The sequence below is a fragment of the Micromonospora sp. NPDC005237 genome (genome assembly GCF_040607775.1).
Lineage (GTDB): Bacteria > Actinomycetota > Actinomycetes > Mycobacteriales > Micromonosporaceae > Micromonospora.
Map to the genome: position 1 here is coordinate 391,134 of NZ_JBEXHJ010000001.1, position 16,228 is coordinate 407,361.

Genomic DNA, 16,228 nt, shown 5'->3' on the forward strand with positions numbered 1-16,228 from the left:
ATGAACGAGGATGAGGTGCTCAACGCGATGAGAAAAACTCTTTCCGGCGTGCGGATGGACCGTCCGGTCGAGGCGATCGAGAAGCGCGGCCGGGCCCGCCGGCGTAACCGTGGCGTGTTCGGTGTGGCCGCCGGTGGGGGACTCGCCGCCCTGGCCGCCATCGCGCTGGCCCTGCCGATCGGCTTCGGCCCTTCCGGCTCGTCACCGGCCGGCGGCACCGCGGCGCCGGCGGCCTCGGCGGGTGACGCCACGGCGCCGGCCATGGAACCGGCGGCGTTCTCGGTGGTCAGGCAGGCGGACGGCTCGGTGCAGCTGCGCCTGAGGTCCAAGCAGGTGATCGATCCCGATGCGCTGGAGAAGGCGCTGGCCGACGCCGGCGTTCCGGCCGTCGTCAAGCCGGATCTCCTGTGTACGCCAAAGGGCAGGGAACTGCCCCAGATCAAGGACGTCCTGACGTTCGAGCGGATCCCCGGGGTCGACGAGGACGGCGTGTCCGGTGACTCGGAGTGGGTGATCGCGCCGTCGAAGATGCCGAAGGGCAGCGTCCTGTACTTCAGTGTCTTCCCGGTGCACAAGGGCGAGGGCTACGCGAAGGTGGCCTGGGCCCTGGTGCCCAAGGACGCCCCGATGAACTGCCGGTCCGTCGTGAGCTGAGCCCGAGAGCCGGTCCGTTACGGACTCGATCCGTAGCGGACCGGCGTTTTCGCGTTTCACCATCTCCTTGAGTCCTGAGAGGAAAGCCCATGTGTGACCTGTCGGTGAAGAACTCGTGATTCGTAGACGCAACGTCGCAGCCGCTCTGCTGGCCGGGACCATCGCGGCGGTACTCGGTGCCACCACGCCCGCCGGCGCCGAGGCGGCACCGGCCCCCGCGCAGAAGGGGAGTCGCGCGTCGGAGTCGGTCAGCATCACGCTGATCACGGGTGACCGGGTCGTCGTCTCCGCGCAGGGCGGCACCGCCATCGAGCGCGCGCCCGGTCGTGCCGGAGTCCGCTTCGTGAACCAGACCAGCGAGGGTCACCGCCTCGTGATCCCGGTCGACGCGCTGCCGTTGCTGCGCCAGGGTCGGCTGGACAAGCGGTTGTTCGACCTCACGGCACTGACCGAGTTCGGCTACACCGGCGACCGGGACCTGCCCCTGCTTCTCTCGTACGAGAAGAGCGCGAACGCGCGGGCAGCAGTCGATGCGAGCGCCCGAGTGAGTCGTGACATTTCTGGGCTGGGGATGCTGGCGGTGCGTGCGTCGCGCGCCAAGAAGGCCGACCTGTGGAATTCGTTGACCCGGGGTGCCGCCACTGACCGGTCCCTGAGCCCGGGCGTCGACAAGGTCTGGTTGGACGGTAAGCGCACGCTCGCCCTCGACACCGCCGTGGCGCAGGTCGGCGTGCCGGCGGCCTGGCAGCAGGGCCTGGACGGCACCGGCGTGACGGTGGCGGTGCTCGACAGCGGAATCGACGCCGGACACCCGGACTTCGCCGGCAGGATCGTGGCGAACGAGAACTTCCTCGAGGGTTCCGCGGCGGACGACATCGACGGCCACGGCACGCACGTCGCTTCGATCATCGCCGGCAGCGGCGCCGCCTCAGGCGGCAAGTACCGTGGTGTGGCGCCGGGCGCGAAGCTCGCCGTGGGCAAGGTGTGCGAGGGCAACTACTGCGACGAGTCAGCGATCCTGGCCGGGATGCAGTGGGCCGCCCAGAAGGCCCCGGTGGTCAACATGAGCCTGAGCGGCCCCGACTCCCCCGAGGTCGACCCGCTGGAGCAGGCGGTTGAGGACCTCACCGCGGCATACGGCACGCTGTTCGTCCTCTCGGCCGGCAATCAAGGCTTGCTCGGCAGTCGGACGATCGGATCGCCGGCCGCCGCTGACTCCGGACTGGCGGTCGGCGCGGTCGACGACCAGGATCACCTGGCCGGCTTCTCGAGCCGTGGTCCGCGCCTCGGTGACGGGGCGATCAAGCCGGACATCACCGCACCCGGTGTGGGCATCGTGGCGGCGCGGGCCGCCGCCGGACATGCGGGTGCCCCGGTCTCCGACCGGTACACGAGTCTGTCGGGCACGTCGATGGCCGCACCGATGGTTGCCGGCGCGGCCGCCATCGTCACCCAGCAGCACCCCGGCTGGTCGTCGCGTCAGCGCAAGACGCTGCTGATGGGCGCCGCGCAACCGGGCGAGGGGATCGACGTGTTCGCCCAGGGCGCCGGGCGGCTCGACGTTGCCCGGGCGGTGCGTCAGACGATCTCGGTGGACGAGGGCAGTGTCAGCTTCGGCGAGCAGGAGTGGCCGCACACCGACGACACGCCGGTCACGAAGACCCTCACCTACCGCAACGGCGGAACCACGCCGGTCACCCTGACCGTGGCCGTCGACGGCGACGCGGACACCTTCACGGTCGCCGCGACCAGCCTGACCGTGCCGGCCGGCGGGACCGCGACGACGACCGTCACGTCCGACACCCGCGGCGAGGGTCCGGACGGGATCCGGAGCGCCCGGGTCGTGGCCACCGCCCCCGGCGACGTCCGGGTCGAGACCCCGACGGCGGTCGAGCGCGAGGTGGAGAGCTACGACGTCACGTTCCGCCACCTCGGCCGGGACGGGCTGCTGAACCTCAACTACTGGGACCTCCTCATCGGGCTGGACACCCCTCAGTCGTACCAGCTCTTTGACGGCGAGGAGGCGCAGACGGTGCGGCTGCCCAAGGGCAGGTACGGCCTGATCGGCAATGTCTACGGCGAGACGGACACCACCATGCTGGTGCAGACCAGCTTCGTGGCCGACGCCACGAGGACCGTGACGCTGGACGCCCGCCAGGCCGGTCCGGTCACCATCAGAGTTCCTCGCGCGGACGCCCGGCAGGCCACGGCCAAGGTCGACGCGTACTGGACGGGCCGGAATGCCGGCTTCACGACGGAATCCGTGGTGCCCGGCGACCTGCACGTCGGCCAGATCGGCCCCGCGACCGCGGTGACCGGGTTCCAGAGTTCGATTTCCAGCGTCTTCGCCCGGTGGAAGAACGACGCCGAAGGGTTCCTCGACAGCCCTTACACGTACGAAACCTCGTACACCCGCCAGGGGGTCTTTTACACCGGTTTCGACAAGCAGGTCACCGCGGCCGAACTGGCCACGGTGAAGGCTCACTATGCCCGCGAGGCCGACGGCGCCACCGGCGCGAAGTACAACTGGCCGGTCGTCGGCACGGTCAGTGGCGGCACCGTCGGCCTGCCGTTCTCGCTGCCGTTCGAGCGCACCGAATATCTCGGCACGCAGGGCGGCGTGCAGTGGAGCACCACCTTCGAGCAGCAGGTGCAGACCGACCCGGAGTACGGGCCGGAGCGGGTCAGCCAGACGGCCGGACCGGCGCAGGCGTTCACGGCCGGTCGGGTCTACCAGCAGGACTGGAACAGGGCCGTCTTCGCGCCCCTGGATCCCGGTGTCGCCGACGGCGACCTTGACACCGTCTTCCGCAAGGGCGACACGATCGAGGCCAGCATCCCGTTGTTCGGCGAGGGCGCCGGACACTGGGGCCAGCGATACCTGACGGACAGCGCCCGGACCGCCCTGTACGCCGGCGGTGCCGTGATCGGCGAGACCGCATCCCTGGACGGCACGTTCATGGTGCCGGCGGAACGACGCGACTACCGGCTGGAGATGTCCGCGACCAGTCCTGCGCCGCACCGGCTGAGCACCGTGGTCAGCGGTGCGTGGACGTTCTCCTCGGCGAACGGCGACACGCGGCTGCCGCTGTCCACGGTACGGTTCAGCCCGTCCTTGGACAGCAACAACGCCGCGCCGGCCGGCACCTTCACCGTGCCGGTCACCGTGACGCCGCTGGCCGGCTCGGCGGCCACCGCCAACCGCACGCTCACCGCGCAGTTCTCGGTCGACGACGGGAAGACCTGGCGGTCCGCCTCGGTCAGCGCCGACCGACGGACGCTGCGGGTCACCAACCCGGCAGCCGGCTACCTCTCCCTGCGCGTGACCGCCACCGACCGCACGGGAAACACCGCCACGGTGACCGTGATCCGCGCGTACGCCGTCAAGTAAGCAGCGCCGGGGCGGATGCGGTAATCGTGCCGCATCCGCCCCGGCGGAGGTATATCCGATAAGTCTGTTATCAGCCCTGACGGCTCTTCCACTGCGGGTTCGCGCGGTTCACCACGACCACCCGGCCGCGACGACGGACCACCACCGAACCCGGCTTCTGCTTCAGCGCACGCAACGAGCTACGTACCTTCATGTCTGCCTCCTCGGCCTGGGGGTCTGGCCTGAAATCCGTACCGCCTATCGAAACGCCGAGGCCCGCCGGACGATTCCCGGGCCCCGGGCGGTCGAACCTTTGGCGTCCCGCGTCCGTACCACTGCGCGGGAGGTCAAGCCATGAGCGTGCGTCGAGTGCTCGCCGCTGTGCTGGTCGCGGTGGCGGCCGCACCGCTGGGCGCGGCGCCCGCCTGGGCGCACGGCGCCCCCACCGACCCGATCAGCCGGGCGGCGGCCTGTGGGCCCGAGGGCCGGCACGCCGCCAGTGCGGCCTGTCGGGCGGCGGTGGCGGCGGGCGCGGCGGTACGGGAATGGGACAACGTACGCGTCGCGGCCATCAACGGTCGGGACCGGGAACGGATCCCGGACGGTGAGTTGTGCAGCGGTGGGCTGTCCGCGTACCGGGGGCTGGACCTGCCCCGCACCGACTGGCCGAGCACCGAGTTGACCACGGGCGCGACGTTCACCTTCCGATACCGGACGACGATCGAGCACCGGGGCACCTTCCGGCTCTACGTCACCAAGCCCGACTACGACCCCCGCAAGCCGCTGACCTGGTCGGATTTGGAGTCGCGTCCGTTTCTGACCCGGACCGACCCGCCGGTGCGGGGCGGGGCGTACCAGCTGGCGGGCCGGCTGCCGGCGGACCGCAGCGGCCGGCACCTGATCTACACGATCTGGCAGAACTCGAACACCCCGGACACCTACTACTCCTGCTCGGATGTCGTGTTCCGCACGGCGCGAAGCGGCGCGACGAAGAGTGCGACGAAGGCGGCCCCGGCTGCTCCGCGTACCGCCGCGAGCCAGCCGGCCGCCACCGACCCGGCGGCGGTGGCGGCGGCGGCCGACCCGGGCGTGCCGGTGGCGTCGGTGACCGACCTCGGCGGGCGGTGGCCGGTGCTGGCCGGTGCGGCCGTCGTGCTGGTCCTGGCGCTGGTCGGCGTGGGCCGGCGACGACGCGGCGCGGCGGCACCGGTGGGACGGCAGTGCGAGGTCCGCAACCATCGGGCCGGGCGGCGCCGGATCTGGTGATCCGGCCCGCCGCTCGACCCGACGGCGCTCAGCTCAGCAGCCGGTCGATCTCGGCCAACTCCTCGGCGGTGAAGTCGAGGTTGTTCACGGCGGCGATGTTGGTCTCCAACTGCTCGACGCTGCTCGCACCGATGATGAGGCTGGTCATCCGTGGGTCGCGCAGCGCCCAGGCCAGCGCGAGCTGCGCGAGGGACTGGCCGCGCCGCTCGGCGACCGTGCCGAGCCCTCGGATGGTGGCCATCTTCTCGTCGCTGAGGTCGCTCTCGTTGAGGAAGACGCTGGTGCGCACCCGCGAGTCGGCCGGGATGCCACCCAGGTAGCGGTCGGTCAGCAGACCCTGAGCGAGGGGGCTGTACGCGATGCAGCCGGCCCCGACCTGCTCCAGCGTGTCGAGCAGGCGGTCGGCCTCGGTCCAGCGGTTGAGCATCGAGTACGACGGCTGGTTGATCAGCAGCGGCGTGCCCAGCTCGCGCAGGATCGCGGCGGCCCGCGCGGTCTGCTCCGAGTTGTAGTTCGAGACGCCCACGTACAGCGCCTTGCCGGAGCGGACGATCGCGTCCAACGCACCCATCGTCTCTTCGAGGGGGGTGTCCGGGTCGAAGCGGTGCGAGTAGAAGATGTCGACGTAGTCCAGGCCCATCCGGCCCAGCGACTGGTCCAGCGAGGAGATCAGGTTCTTGCGCGAGCCCCACTCGCCGTACGGGCCGGGCCACATCAGGTAGCCGGCCTTGCTGGAGATGACCAGCTCGTCCCGGTACGGCTTGAGGTCCGTGGCGAGCAGCCGGCCGAAGTTCTCCTCGGCCGAACCCGGCGGCGGGCCGTAGTTGTTGGCCAGGTCAAAGTGGGTGACGCCCAGGTCGAAGGCGCGTCGCACGATGTCGCGCTGGCGGTCGAATGGGCGGTCCGGGCCGAAGTTGTGCCAGAGCCCGAGGGAGACGACGGGCAGCCGCAGGCCACTGCGTCCGCTGCGCCGGTAGGTCATGGTGTCGTAGCGGTCATCCGCGGCGAGGTAGGTCACGATCATGAGCGTAGCTCCGGCCGGTGGTGCCGGGGATCGGGCGTGAAAACCGGGACAACCGGGTAGTTTCGAGGCCATGCGGTTCATCGCCCTCGACACCCCGAAACCGCTCTCCAAGATCGGCCTCGGCACCTGGCAGTTCGGCTCCCGCGAGTGGGGCTACGGCCCCGACTTCGAGCAGCGGGCCGCGCAGATCGTCCGGCGGGCCGTCGAGCTGGGCGTGACCGTCTTCGACACCGCGGAGATCTACGGGTTCGGGCGCAGTGAGCGGATCCTCGGCGCGGCGCTCGGCGACGACCGGCCCACAGTCGTGGTCGCCAGCAAGATCTTCCCCGTGCTGCCGGTGGCCGCGGTGGTGCAGCAGCGGGCGGTCGCCTCGGCGGCCCGCCTCGGCGTCACCAGCATCGACCTCTACCAGGTGCACCAGCCCAACCCGCTGGTCGCCGACCACACCACCATGCGCGGCATGCGGGCCCTGCAGGACGTCGGGCTGGTCGGTGAGGTGGGGGTGAGCAACTACGGGCTGCGCCGCTGGCAGGTCGCCGAGGCCGCACTCGGCCGGCGGGTGCTCAGCAACCAGGTCCGCTACAGCATGCTGGACCGCGCGCCCGAGCAGGACCTGCTGCCGTACGCGCGGCAGACCGGCCGGGTCGTCATCGCGTACAGCCCGCTGGCGCAGGGCTTCCTGTCCGGCCGGTACGACGCGAAGCACCCGCCGACCGGCGCGGTCCGCCGCGCCAACCCGTACTTCCTGCCGGAGAACCTGGAGCGGGGCGCCGTCCTGATCGACACGCTGCGCCAGGTCGCCGAGGCACACGGCGCCACCCCCAGCCAGATCGCGCTGGCGTACCTGCTGCGTCACCCAAACGTGCTTGCCATTCCCGGCGCGTCAGGCGTGGAGCAGATGGAACGCAACGCCGCGGCGGCCGACCTCGACCTCACCGACGACGAGTACGCGGCCCTGGCCGAGGCCGCCAAGCGGTTCCGCCCGGTCACCGGGCTCGCCGCGCTGCCCCGGATGCTGCGTAACCGGATCGCCGGCCCGACGGAGAAATGAGCACAGTGGACGACATCACCGCACTGATCCTGGACGACCACGCCTCCTTCCGGCGCGGCTTCGCCCGCCTCGACGACGCCCGCGACGAGCAGGAGTTGCTGGCCATCTGGGAGGCACTCGCCCTGCACCTGGACATCCACGCCGAGGCGGAGGAGGCGATCCTCTACCCGCACCTGGTCAAGCACGGTGACGACGGCGAGGACGAGACCGCCGACGCGATCGGCGACCACAACAAGATCCGGGACGCCATCGCCGAGTCCAAGCTGCACCCGGTCGGCTCGAAGCCCTGGTGGGAGGCCGTCGGCACGGCCCGCCGGGAGAACAGCGAGCACCTCGCCGAGGAGGAGGACGAGGCGCTGCCCGACTTCCGCCGGCACGCCAGCTTCGAACTGCGCGCCGAGCTGGGCCAGCGCTGGTTGACCTTCTACGGCGAGCACAAGAACGGCCGCGACCTGCGGTTCCGCGACAAGGACCCCCAGGGGTACGTCGCCGACCACCGCTGAGATCTCCCCGGTGCGGGGGAGTCGCACCTCGGGGTGACGGCAGCAGAATGACCGCATGACCTTCCGCGCGGCACTGGCCCCGCTGGTGGCCGGCAGCACCTGGCGACGCGGCGTGTTCCTGCTGCTCGGTGGTGTGCTGGCGCTGCCGTACGGGGTCCTCGCGGTGACCTTCGCGCAACTGCTCACCGACTCGACGATCCCCCGCCCACTGGTCTACGCCCTCCTGCTGATCGCGGCGCTGATCGCCGTGGTGCCGCTGCTGCTGGACGGCAGCCGGGCACTGGAGATCGCCGCCGCGCGGGCGCTGCTCGGCGTCGACCTGCCCGACCCCGCGCCGGGGCGCCGCGGCGACCGGGAGAGCCGCCTGCGCAGCGCGCTCTGGATCGCCACGCACCTCATCATCGGCGCGCTGGTGATGATCGCGCTGTTCGGTGCCCTGCCGATGGCGCTGGCGTTCATCGCCCAGCAGTTCGGTGTGGGCGCCGAGCTGACCAGCCAGGAGCGGTTCGGTCCGCTGGACGGACGGGACAGCGGCTGGCTGACGCTGACCGGGGTGGCCCTGCTGGTCGGCCTCGGCTACGCCGTCGCCGGGCTCGGCGCGCTCGCCGTCTCGATGGCGCCGGTGCTGCTCGGCCCCGCGCAGGCCGAGCGGATCGCCGCGCTGGAGGCGCGGGCCACCCGACTGGCCGAACGCAACCGGCTGGCCCGGGAACTGCACGACTCGGTCGGTCACGCGCTGACCGTGGCCACCCTCCAGGCCGGCGCGGCCCGCGAGGTGCTCGACAGCGATCCGGAGTTCGTCCGGCGGGCGCTCACCGCGATCGAGGAGGCCGGGCGGACCGCGATGGACGAGCTGGACCACGTGCTCGGGCTGCTCCGCGAGACCGGCGGCGACCGCCCCTCGGTGGCGCCGCAACGTACCCTCGCCGACCTGGACCGGCTGGTCGCCGACACCCGCGCGGCCGGGCTGACCGTGCACGCGCAGCGCGTCGGCGACCCGGCGCGACTGCCCGCGATCGTCTCCCGGGAGGGCTACCGGATCGTCCAGGAGGGACTGACCAACGCCGCCCGCTACGGCCACGGGCCGGTGACACTGCGCCTGGACCTGCGGCCGGACGCGCTGGAGCTGGAACTGGTCAACACGATGAGCCGCCCCGACCGGGCCGACACGGGGCGGTCCGGCCGGGGCCTGGACGGCATGCGGGAACGGGTGCTGCTGCTCGGCGGCCGACTCACCGTGGGGCCGGACGGCGACCGCTGGCTGATCCGGGCCCGCCTGCCCTACGAGGACGTGCGATGACCACCGGTGTGCTGATCGTCGACGACGACGAGTTGATCCGGGTCGGGCTGCGGGCCATCATCGACGCCCAACCCGATCTGCGGGTGCTCGCCGAGGCCGCCGACGGCGCCGAGGTGCCGCCCCTGGTCGCCCGGCACCGCCCGGACGTGGTGCTGATGGACGTGCGGATGCCCGGCATCGACGGCATTCAGGCCACCCGGCACCTGCTGGCCACCTCCGCCGACCCGCCCCGGGTGCTGGTGGTCACCACGTTCGCCAACGACGAGTACGTCTACGAGGCGCTGCGCGCCGGCGCCTCCGGCTTCCTGCTCAAACGGGCCCGGCCGGCGGAGGTGGTCGAGGCGGTCCGGGTCGTCGCGGCGGGCGAGTCGCTGCTCTTCCCGGCCGCGATCCGCCAGCTTGTCGGGGCGTACGGGCCGGCGGGTGGCGACCGACTGCGTGCCGCCCGGCTCACCGAGCGGGAGGCCGAGGTGCTGCGGCTGATGACCACCGGCCGGTCCAACCCGGAGATCGCCGCGCACCTGGTGGTCGGGGTGGAGACGGTCAAGACGCACGTCGGCAACGTGCTGGCCAAGCTGGGTGTCCGGGACCGCACGCAGGCCGTGATCGCCGCCTACGAGTCCGGCTTCGTCACCCCGTCCGGCTGATCGGTCCCCCACCCGGGGGAGCGGGTTCACCGCCGGCCGGGAGGGCTTCGACCGGCTGTCGGTCGAGGCTGAGAGCATGACGACGATCACTGCATCCCGACCCCGTTCCGACTCCCGCTGGCCGGACCGGCTCGCCCCGCTGGCCGCCGGTTGGCTCGGCCTGTGGGGCGTACTCGCCCTGGTTGGCACACTCACCGGCGCCGGCTATCCGTTCGGCGCGAACGACACGCACGGCGGCGACGTCAACCTGCTGCGCCTGGTGCCGGTGGACCTGGCCACCCCGCTCTTCGCCGGCGTCCTGCTCACCGCCGCGGTGGCCGCCCTGGCCATGAGCCGCCCGGCGGTCCGCCCGCCCGGTCCGCTGCGGGCGCTGCTCGCCGGCTACGGCTGGGCGGTGGCGTTCGGACTCGCCGTGGTCGTCCCGGACGCGCGGGTGCTGATCGTCCTCGGCTACCTGCCGATCCTGATCGTAGGTGCGCCCTTCGGCTGGCCGCCGGTCGAGTACTCCGACATCTTCAACTGGGCGCTGTTCGGCCGGTTCGCCGCGCTGGCCGGCGGGCTGCTGCTGGCCGGGACGGTGCTCGTCTGGCAGCGCCGCACCGCCGGGGCCTGCGTCGGCTGCGGGCGGGACGACACCGACCGGGGGTGGACCACCCCGGCCGCCGCCGCGCGCTGGGGTCGGTGGGCCGCCGGCATCGCGGCGGCGATTCCCCTGACGTACGCGTCGACCCGGTTCGCCTGGGCGGCCGGCATCCCGCTCGGCATCTCCCGCGAGTTCCTGACCGAGATGCAGGACAGCGGGCTGGTCTGGGCCGGGTTCGGGCTGGGCGCGTTCGCCACCGTCGGCGCGATCCTCACCCTCGGGCTGGTCCAGCGCTGGGGCGAGCGGTTCCCGCGCTGGATGGTCGGGCTCGCCGGTCGCCGGGTGCCGGTGCTGCTGGCCGTGGTGCCGGCCACCCTGGTCGCCATCGCGGTGACCGCGGCCAGCCTGGGGCTGCTCAGCAACCCCAGGTTCTGGGAACTCACCGGCGGCGGCGTCAGCCTGACCGGGGCGCCGATGCTGCTCTGGCCGCTGTGGGGCGTGGCGCTCGCCGCGGCGACCTACGCGTACCACCTGCGCCGCCGGGGGGCCTGCGGGCGCTGCGGCCGGGGCTGAGGGTGGCAGCGGGGGTGCCCCTCGATGCCCGGGGTGCCCCCGCGAATGTGAGCTAGCGTTACTCGGGTGACTGCGCCTACCCCGGTAATCCCGGTTCCACCGGCCGACCTGCCCGGCACGCTCGGCGCGCTGCGCGCGGCCGGTCACCAGTACCGCACCGTCAAGCAGGAACTCCGCGACAACCTTCTCTCCCGGATGCGCTCCGGCGAGACCCGTTTCCCCGGCATCGTCGGCTACGACGACAGCGTCCTGCCCGAGGTCGAGCGGGCTCTGCTCGCCGGGCACGACATGGTGCTGCTCGGTGAGCGCGGCCAGGGCAAGACCCGACTGATCCGCGCGCTGGGCGGGCTGCTCGACGAGTGGACCCCCGTCATTCCCGGCTCGGTGCTCAACGAGCACCCGATGCACCCGCTCACCCCCGCGTCGGTCGCCCAGGTCGCCGAGGCCGGCGACGAGTTGCCGATCGGCTGGCTGCACCGCTCGATGCGCTACGGCGAGAAACTCGCCACCCCCGACACCAGCGTCGGCGACCTGATCGGTGACGTCGACCCGATCCGGATCGCCCAGGGACGCACCCTCGGTGACCCGGAGACCATCCACTTCGGGTTGGTGCCGCGTACCAACCGGGGCATCTTCGCCGTCAACGAGCTGCCCGACCTGGCCGAGCGGATCCAGGTGGCGCTGCTCAACGTGCTGGAGGAGCGGGACATCCAGGTCCGCGGCTACCAGCTGCGGCTGCCGCTGGACCTGCTCCTGGTGGCCAGCGCCAACCCGGAGGACTACACCAACCGGGGCCGGATCATCACCCCGCTCAAGGACCGGTTCGGCGCCGAGATCCGTACCCACTACCCGGTCGACCTGGAGTTGGAGCTGGCGCTGATCCGCCAGGAGGCCGACCTGGTGGCCACCGTCCCGGAGCACGTGCTGGAGGTGCTGGCCCGGTTCGCCCGCGCGGTGCGGGAGTCCCCGTCGGTGGACCCGCGCTCGGGCGTCTCCGCCCGGTTCGCGATCGCCGCCGCCGAGACGGTCGCCGGTGCCGCGCTGCGTCGCGCCGGCCTGCTCGCCGCCTCCGGCAACCCGGACGGTCGGCCCGAGGCCGCGGTGGCGCGGGTCGGCGACGCGGTGTCGGTGACCAGCACGCTGCGCGGCAAGGTGGAGTTCGAGAGCGGCGAGGAGGGGCGGGAGATCGAGATCCTCGCCCACCTGCTGCGGACCGCCACCGCCGAGACGTTCCGCGCCCACCTGGCCGGCCTGGACCTGTCCGGGTTCACCGCCCTGGTCGAGGACGGGACGGCGATCGAGACCGGCGAGCTGGTCGGCTCCACCGAGCTGCTGCGCCAGGTGGGCACCGTGCCCGGCCTGGCCAAGGTGCTGGACCGGCTCGGTCTGGGCGACGCGCCCACCCCGGAGGAGGCCGCCGCCGCCGTCGAGTTCGTGCTGGAGGGGCTGCATCTGACCCGCCGGCTCGGCAAGGACGTGACCGACTCGGGTCGTACCGTCTACGGCGGCCGGGGCTGACTATGGCCGGCAACCGGTTCCGGTACGGGCAGTGGAACGGCGGGCCCGACCCGCTCGCACCCCCGTACGACGTGCGCGAGGCGGTGGACGCGGTCGGCGCCGAGGTGCTGGCCGGCGGCAGCCTGCGGGAGGCGCTGCGCGACCTGCTGCGCCGTGGCCCGCAGGGGCGTGGCGGGCTCGACGACCTGGCCGCCCGAGCGCGACGGCTGCGCCGCGAGGCGTTGCGCCGTGGCGATCTCGACGGCGCGTTGACCCGAGCCCAGGCGCTGCTCGACCAGGCCCTCGCCGCCGAGCGCGACGAGCTGCGGGGCCGCGACGACGACGGCGCGCGGTTCGCCGAGTCGGTGCTGGACAACCTGCCCCGCTCCACCGCCCGGGCGGTCGAGGAGTTGTCCGGCTACCAGTGGGCCAGCGAGGCCGCCCGCCGCTCGTACCAGCAGATCCTCGACCAGCTCCGCGACGACGTACTCGGTCAGCGGTTCGCCGGGCTGCGCGACGCGGTGCGCGCGTCCGCCGATCCGGCGGCACAACAGCGACTCGCCGAGATGATGCGGGACCTGAACGACCTGCTGGCCCGGCACGGCCGCGCGGAGGACACCACCGACGCGTTCGCCGAGTTCATGCGCCGGCACGGTGACTTCTTTCCGGAGCGGCCGGAGACGGTTGACGAGCTGATCGACGTGCTGGCCCGTCGCTCGGCGGCCGGTGAGCGGCTGATGAACTCGCTCTCCGAGCGGCAGCGCGCCGAGCTGGCCGGCCTGATGCAGCAGTCACTCGGCGACCGTCTCGCCGGGGAGCTGTCCGCGCTCGACGCGAACCTGCGGGCGCTGCGACCGGATCTGCGGTGGGGGCGTGGCGAGCGGGTCCGGGGCGAGCAGCCGCTGGACTACGCCGACGCGGCCGGGGCACTGGGTGAGATCGGCGAGCTGGACGACCTGCTGGACCAGCTCGACCAGGAACACCCCGGGGCCACGCTGGACGACGTGGACGTCGACGCGGTGGCCCGGACGCTGGGCCGCGACGCCGCCGACGACGTCCGCCGGTTGCGTGAGCTGGAGCGGGAGCTGCGCCGGCAGGGCTGGGTGAGCCGGGACGCGGACGGGCTCACGCTGAGTCCGAAGGCGCTCCGCCGCCTCGGTGGGACCGCGCTGCGGCGGGTCTTCGCCGAGCTGACCGCCGGGCCGCGCGGCCAGCACGACCTGCGCTCGGCGGGCGCCGCCGGCGAGGTCAGCGGCGCGTCCCGCCCCTGGGAGTACGGCGACGAGCAGCCGTTGGACGTGGTCCGCACGCTGACCCGGGCGGTCCGCCGGGCTGGTCCGACAGTTCCGCTTCAGCTCGCGGTGGACGACTTCGAGGTGGTGGAGACCGAGAAGCGGGCTTCTGCGGCGGTGGTGCTCTGCGTCGACCTGTCGTACTCGATGATCTCGCAGGGTCGTTGGGGGCCGATGAAGCAGACGGCGCTGGCGTTGGCGCACCTGATGGAGACCCGTTTCCCACAGGACGCCCTGCAGATCGTGGGCTTCGGCCGGGAGGCGATGACCCTCACCCAGCAGGAGCTGGCGGCGGTGGAGCCGGACATGGAGCAGGGCACGAACCTTCAGCACGCGCTGCGGCTGGCCGCTCGGCACCTGCGCCGCCATCCGGACGCCGAGCCGGTGGTCCTGGTGGTCACCGACGGGGAGCCGACCGCCCACCTGGACCCGGACGACGGTGAGGCGCTGTTCCACTGGCCGCCGCTGCCGGAGACGATCGAGGCGACCGTCCGCGAGGTGGACAAGCTCAGCCGTTACGGCGCCACCCTCAACCTGTTCATGCTCGGCGACGACCCGGGTCTGCGCCGCTTCGTCGACGCGGTGGCCCGGCGCAGCCGGGGCCGCATGTTCACCCCGGACACCGACGACCTGGGCGAGTACGTGGTCAGCGACTACCTTCGCTCCCGCCAATCCCGCCGCTAACCCCCGGTGGGGCGGGTTGACTGGGGGGATGGAGAGCGGGGGATTGCGGCGGGCTTACGGCGCCCTGTTCGCAGAGGTGGACGCTGGCGGGTTCGGTCCGGCTCCGGAGGGGCAGCTCAGCGCCGAGCAGATCGTCGCGCATCTGGTCGCCAACGACGAGCTGATGATCCAGGCCACCGAGGCGTTGCTGGCCGGGTCGCCGTTCGCCTACTACGAGATGGAAGAGGACATCCACCGTCCGCAGCTCGACGCGCTCGCCGCCGAGCAGGGTGGTCTGCGTGGCCTGACCGCGCTGCTGCACGGCACCAGCGACCGGCTGTGCGGGCTCGTCGATCAGCTCGGCCTGGCAGCGGAGACCCCGGTCGAGACGCACCTCCGCGAGGGCTTCGACCTCATCGTCGACGAGCCGCTGCCCTGGTCCCGCACCCTGGACCTGCACACCCGTGTCCACCTCCCCAAACACCAGGCCCAACTGCACCTGCTCCGCACCTGAGCCGCCTCGGCCCCGGCCTCGGTCGGCCCGGCCCGGCCCGCGGTCGGCTGTTGGTGGCGTTCCCCGGGGTGTCGGTCTGCTGAGCGGTATACCTGTGAGTCATTTCTATGACTCACAGGTATACCGCTTCTCGCAGCGATGCCTCCCGCAGGACCGTCGTGTCGTCTTTGGGTGAAGAGCGGCGGCGACAGCGGCCGGCAGCCGACGCCGCGCCCGGGCCGGCGGCGATCAGACCGGGGTGCGGACCGCGGGCGACGTGTCGACCAGCTCGGGGCGGGGGTGGAAGGTGCGGCGGTAAGTGGACGGGGCCACGCCGATGCGTTGGTGGAGTTGCTGGCGTAGCGCGGCCGTCGTGCCGAAGCCGCAGCGGTGGGCGATCTGGTCGACGGAGAGGTCGGTCGTCTCCAACAGCAGTCGCGCGTGGTCGGTGCGCTGTTGCAGCAGCCACTGGGCCGGGCTCAGGCCGGTCTCCGAGCGGAAGCGTCGGGTGAAGGTGCGCACGCTCATCCGCGCCTGCTCGGCCAGGTCGCGCAGCGCGATCGGCTCGTGCAGTCGCTGCCGCGCCCACTCCCGGGCGCCCGCCGTGCTGGTGTCGGTCGCCTTCGGCACCGGCTGCTCGATGTACTGCGCCTGCCCACCGTCGCGCCATGGCGGCATCACGCAGCGGCGGGCCGCCCGGTTGGCGACCTCGCTGCCATGGTCGAGGCGGATGACGTGCAGGCAGAGGTCGATGCCGGCGGCCACTCCGGCCGAGGTGAACACCCGGTCGTCGACGATGAAGAGCACGTCCGGGTCGAGGTCCACCCGGTCGTACAGGCGGCGGAACCGCTCGGCGTACGCCCAGTGGGTGGTGGCCCGGCGTCCGTCGAGCAGGCCGGCCGCGGCCAGCACGAACGCCCCCGTGCAGATCGACATGATCCGGGCGCCCCGGTCGTACGCCGACCGCAGCGCCTCGGCCACCTCCGGATCGATGCAGCCCGAGGTCAGCGCGGCGCCGTCGTGGATGCCGGGGACGATCACCGTGTCGGCGGTGTCGAGCAGCTCCAGCCCATGGTCGGGGAGCACCTGGAAGCCGGCGGTGCTGCGGACCGGCCGCCCACCCGGGGTGCACACCCGCACGTCGTAGCGGTACTCGTCGTCCGCGCCCCGGGCGGTGCTGAAGACCTGGGACGGGGTGCCCAGATCGAGGCCGACGACCTGGTCGAGGGCGAGGACGGCGATCCGGTGCGGGCCAGTGCTCATGGCCCGATTATTGCGCCTGATGGCTTTCCGGCCACTCGTCGCCAGCGAG

Annotated in this window: 14 protein-coding genes; 11 read left to right on the forward strand and 3 right to left on the reverse strand. The window is 72.5% G+C overall.

Features of this window, described 5'->3' with window-relative positions; all coding sequences use genetic code 11:
- Nucleotides 1-654 (forward strand): hypothetical protein, encoded by a 654-nt coding sequence (locus tag ABZT87_RS01905; RefSeq protein ID WP_355132957.1) that lies wholly within the window; start codon nucleotides 1-3, stop codon nucleotides 652-654.
- A gap of 115 nt (nucleotides 655-769) precedes the next feature.
- Nucleotides 770-4,045 carry a S8 family serine peptidase gene (locus ABZT87_RS01910; protein ID WP_355132959.1) on the forward strand — a complete coding sequence of 1,092 codons (3,276 nt, stop codon included), beginning with the start codon at nucleotides 770-772 and terminating at the stop codon, nucleotides 4,043-4,045.
- 70 nt (nucleotides 4,046-4,115) lie between these two features.
- Here the strand turns inward: ABZT87_RS01910 and ABZT87_RS01915 are convergent, their stop codons facing one another.
- On the reverse strand, nucleotides 4,116-4,238 hold the full coding sequence (locus ABZT87_RS01915) for a 50S ribosomal protein L36 (protein WP_030490864.1): 123 nt from the start codon (nucleotides 4,236-4,238) through the stop codon (nucleotides 4,116-4,118).
- 140 nt (nucleotides 4,239-4,378) lie between these two features.
- On the opposite strand from ABZT87_RS01915, the gene ABZT87_RS01920 reads away from it, so the two are divergent.
- Nucleotides 4,379-5,290, forward strand: a complete 912-nt coding sequence (locus ABZT87_RS01920; RefSeq protein ID WP_355132961.1) for a lytic polysaccharide monooxygenase — start codon at nucleotides 4,379-4,381, stop codon at nucleotides 5,288-5,290.
- A 28-nt stretch (nucleotides 5,291-5,318) separates the two neighbouring features.
- Here the strand turns inward: ABZT87_RS01920 and mgrA are convergent, their stop codons facing one another.
- Nucleotides 5,319-6,314 (reverse strand): L-glyceraldehyde 3-phosphate reductase, encoded by a 996-nt coding sequence (gene mgrA / locus ABZT87_RS01925; RefSeq protein WP_354860792.1) that lies wholly within the window; start codon nucleotides 6,312-6,314, stop codon nucleotides 5,319-5,321.
- A 70-nt stretch (nucleotides 6,315-6,384) separates the two neighbouring features.
- On the opposite strand from mgrA, the gene ABZT87_RS01930 reads away from it, so the two are divergent.
- The 8 genes from ABZT87_RS01930 to ABZT87_RS01965 all read left to right on the forward strand — a co-directional run bounded on the left by ABZT87_RS01930 (nucleotide 6,385) and on the right by ABZT87_RS01965 (nucleotide 14,937).
- A complete protein-coding gene (locus ABZT87_RS01930; protein ID WP_355132963.1) occupies nucleotides 6,385-7,365 on the forward strand; it encodes an aldo/keto reductase in 981 nt (326 codons plus the stop codon).
- Nucleotides 7,362-7,868: a hemerythrin domain-containing protein gene (locus tag ABZT87_RS01935; protein WP_355132965.1), complete on the forward strand. Its 507-nt coding sequence runs from the start codon at nucleotides 7,362-7,364 to the stop codon at nucleotides 7,866-7,868. Before ABZT87_RS01930 ends, ABZT87_RS01935 begins: the two co-directional genes overlap by 4 nt.
- Nucleotides 7,869-7,923: 55 nt before the next feature.
- Nucleotides 7,924-9,168 (forward strand): histidine kinase, encoded by a 1,245-nt coding sequence (locus tag ABZT87_RS01940; protein ID WP_355132967.1) that lies wholly within the window; start codon nucleotides 7,924-7,926, stop codon nucleotides 9,166-9,168.
- A complete protein-coding gene (locus ABZT87_RS01945; RefSeq protein ID WP_266249167.1) occupies nucleotides 9,165-9,815 on the forward strand; it encodes a response regulator transcription factor in 651 nt (216 codons plus the stop codon). Before ABZT87_RS01940 ends, ABZT87_RS01945 begins: the two co-directional genes overlap by 4 nt.
- 76 nt (nucleotides 9,816-9,891) lie before the next feature.
- Complete coding sequence (locus ABZT87_RS01950; RefSeq protein ID WP_355132969.1) at nucleotides 9,892-10,971, forward strand: hypothetical protein; 1,080 nt, start codon at nucleotides 9,892-9,894, stop codon at nucleotides 10,969-10,971.
- Between the two features lie 66 nt (nucleotides 10,972-11,037).
- The gene (locus tag ABZT87_RS01955) at nucleotides 11,038-12,489 is read left to right on the forward strand and encodes a sigma 54-interacting transcriptional regulator (RefSeq protein ID WP_354860784.1); all 1,452 of its coding nucleotides are present in this window, start codon (nucleotides 11,038-11,040) and stop codon (nucleotides 12,487-12,489) included.
- A gap of 2 nt (nucleotides 12,490-12,491) precedes the next feature.
- Nucleotides 12,492-14,444: a VWA domain-containing protein gene (locus ABZT87_RS01960; RefSeq protein WP_355132971.1), complete on the forward strand. Its 1,953-nt coding sequence runs from the start codon at nucleotides 12,492-12,494 to the stop codon at nucleotides 14,442-14,444.
- Between the two features lie 28 nt (nucleotides 14,445-14,472).
- Nucleotides 14,473-14,937, forward strand: coding sequence for a hypothetical protein (locus tag ABZT87_RS01965; protein ID WP_354860783.1), 465 nt, complete (start codon nucleotides 14,473-14,475; stop codon nucleotides 14,935-14,937).
- A gap of 228 nt (nucleotides 14,938-15,165) precedes the next feature.
- Here ABZT87_RS01965 and ABZT87_RS01970 read toward each other — a convergent pair whose 3' ends face one another.
- The gene (locus ABZT87_RS01970) at nucleotides 15,166-16,179 is read right to left on the reverse strand and encodes a helix-turn-helix domain-containing protein (RefSeq protein WP_355132973.1); all 1,014 of its coding nucleotides are present in this window, start codon (nucleotides 16,177-16,179) and stop codon (nucleotides 15,166-15,168) included.
- Between the last annotated feature and the right edge of the window lie 49 nt (nucleotides 16,180-16,228).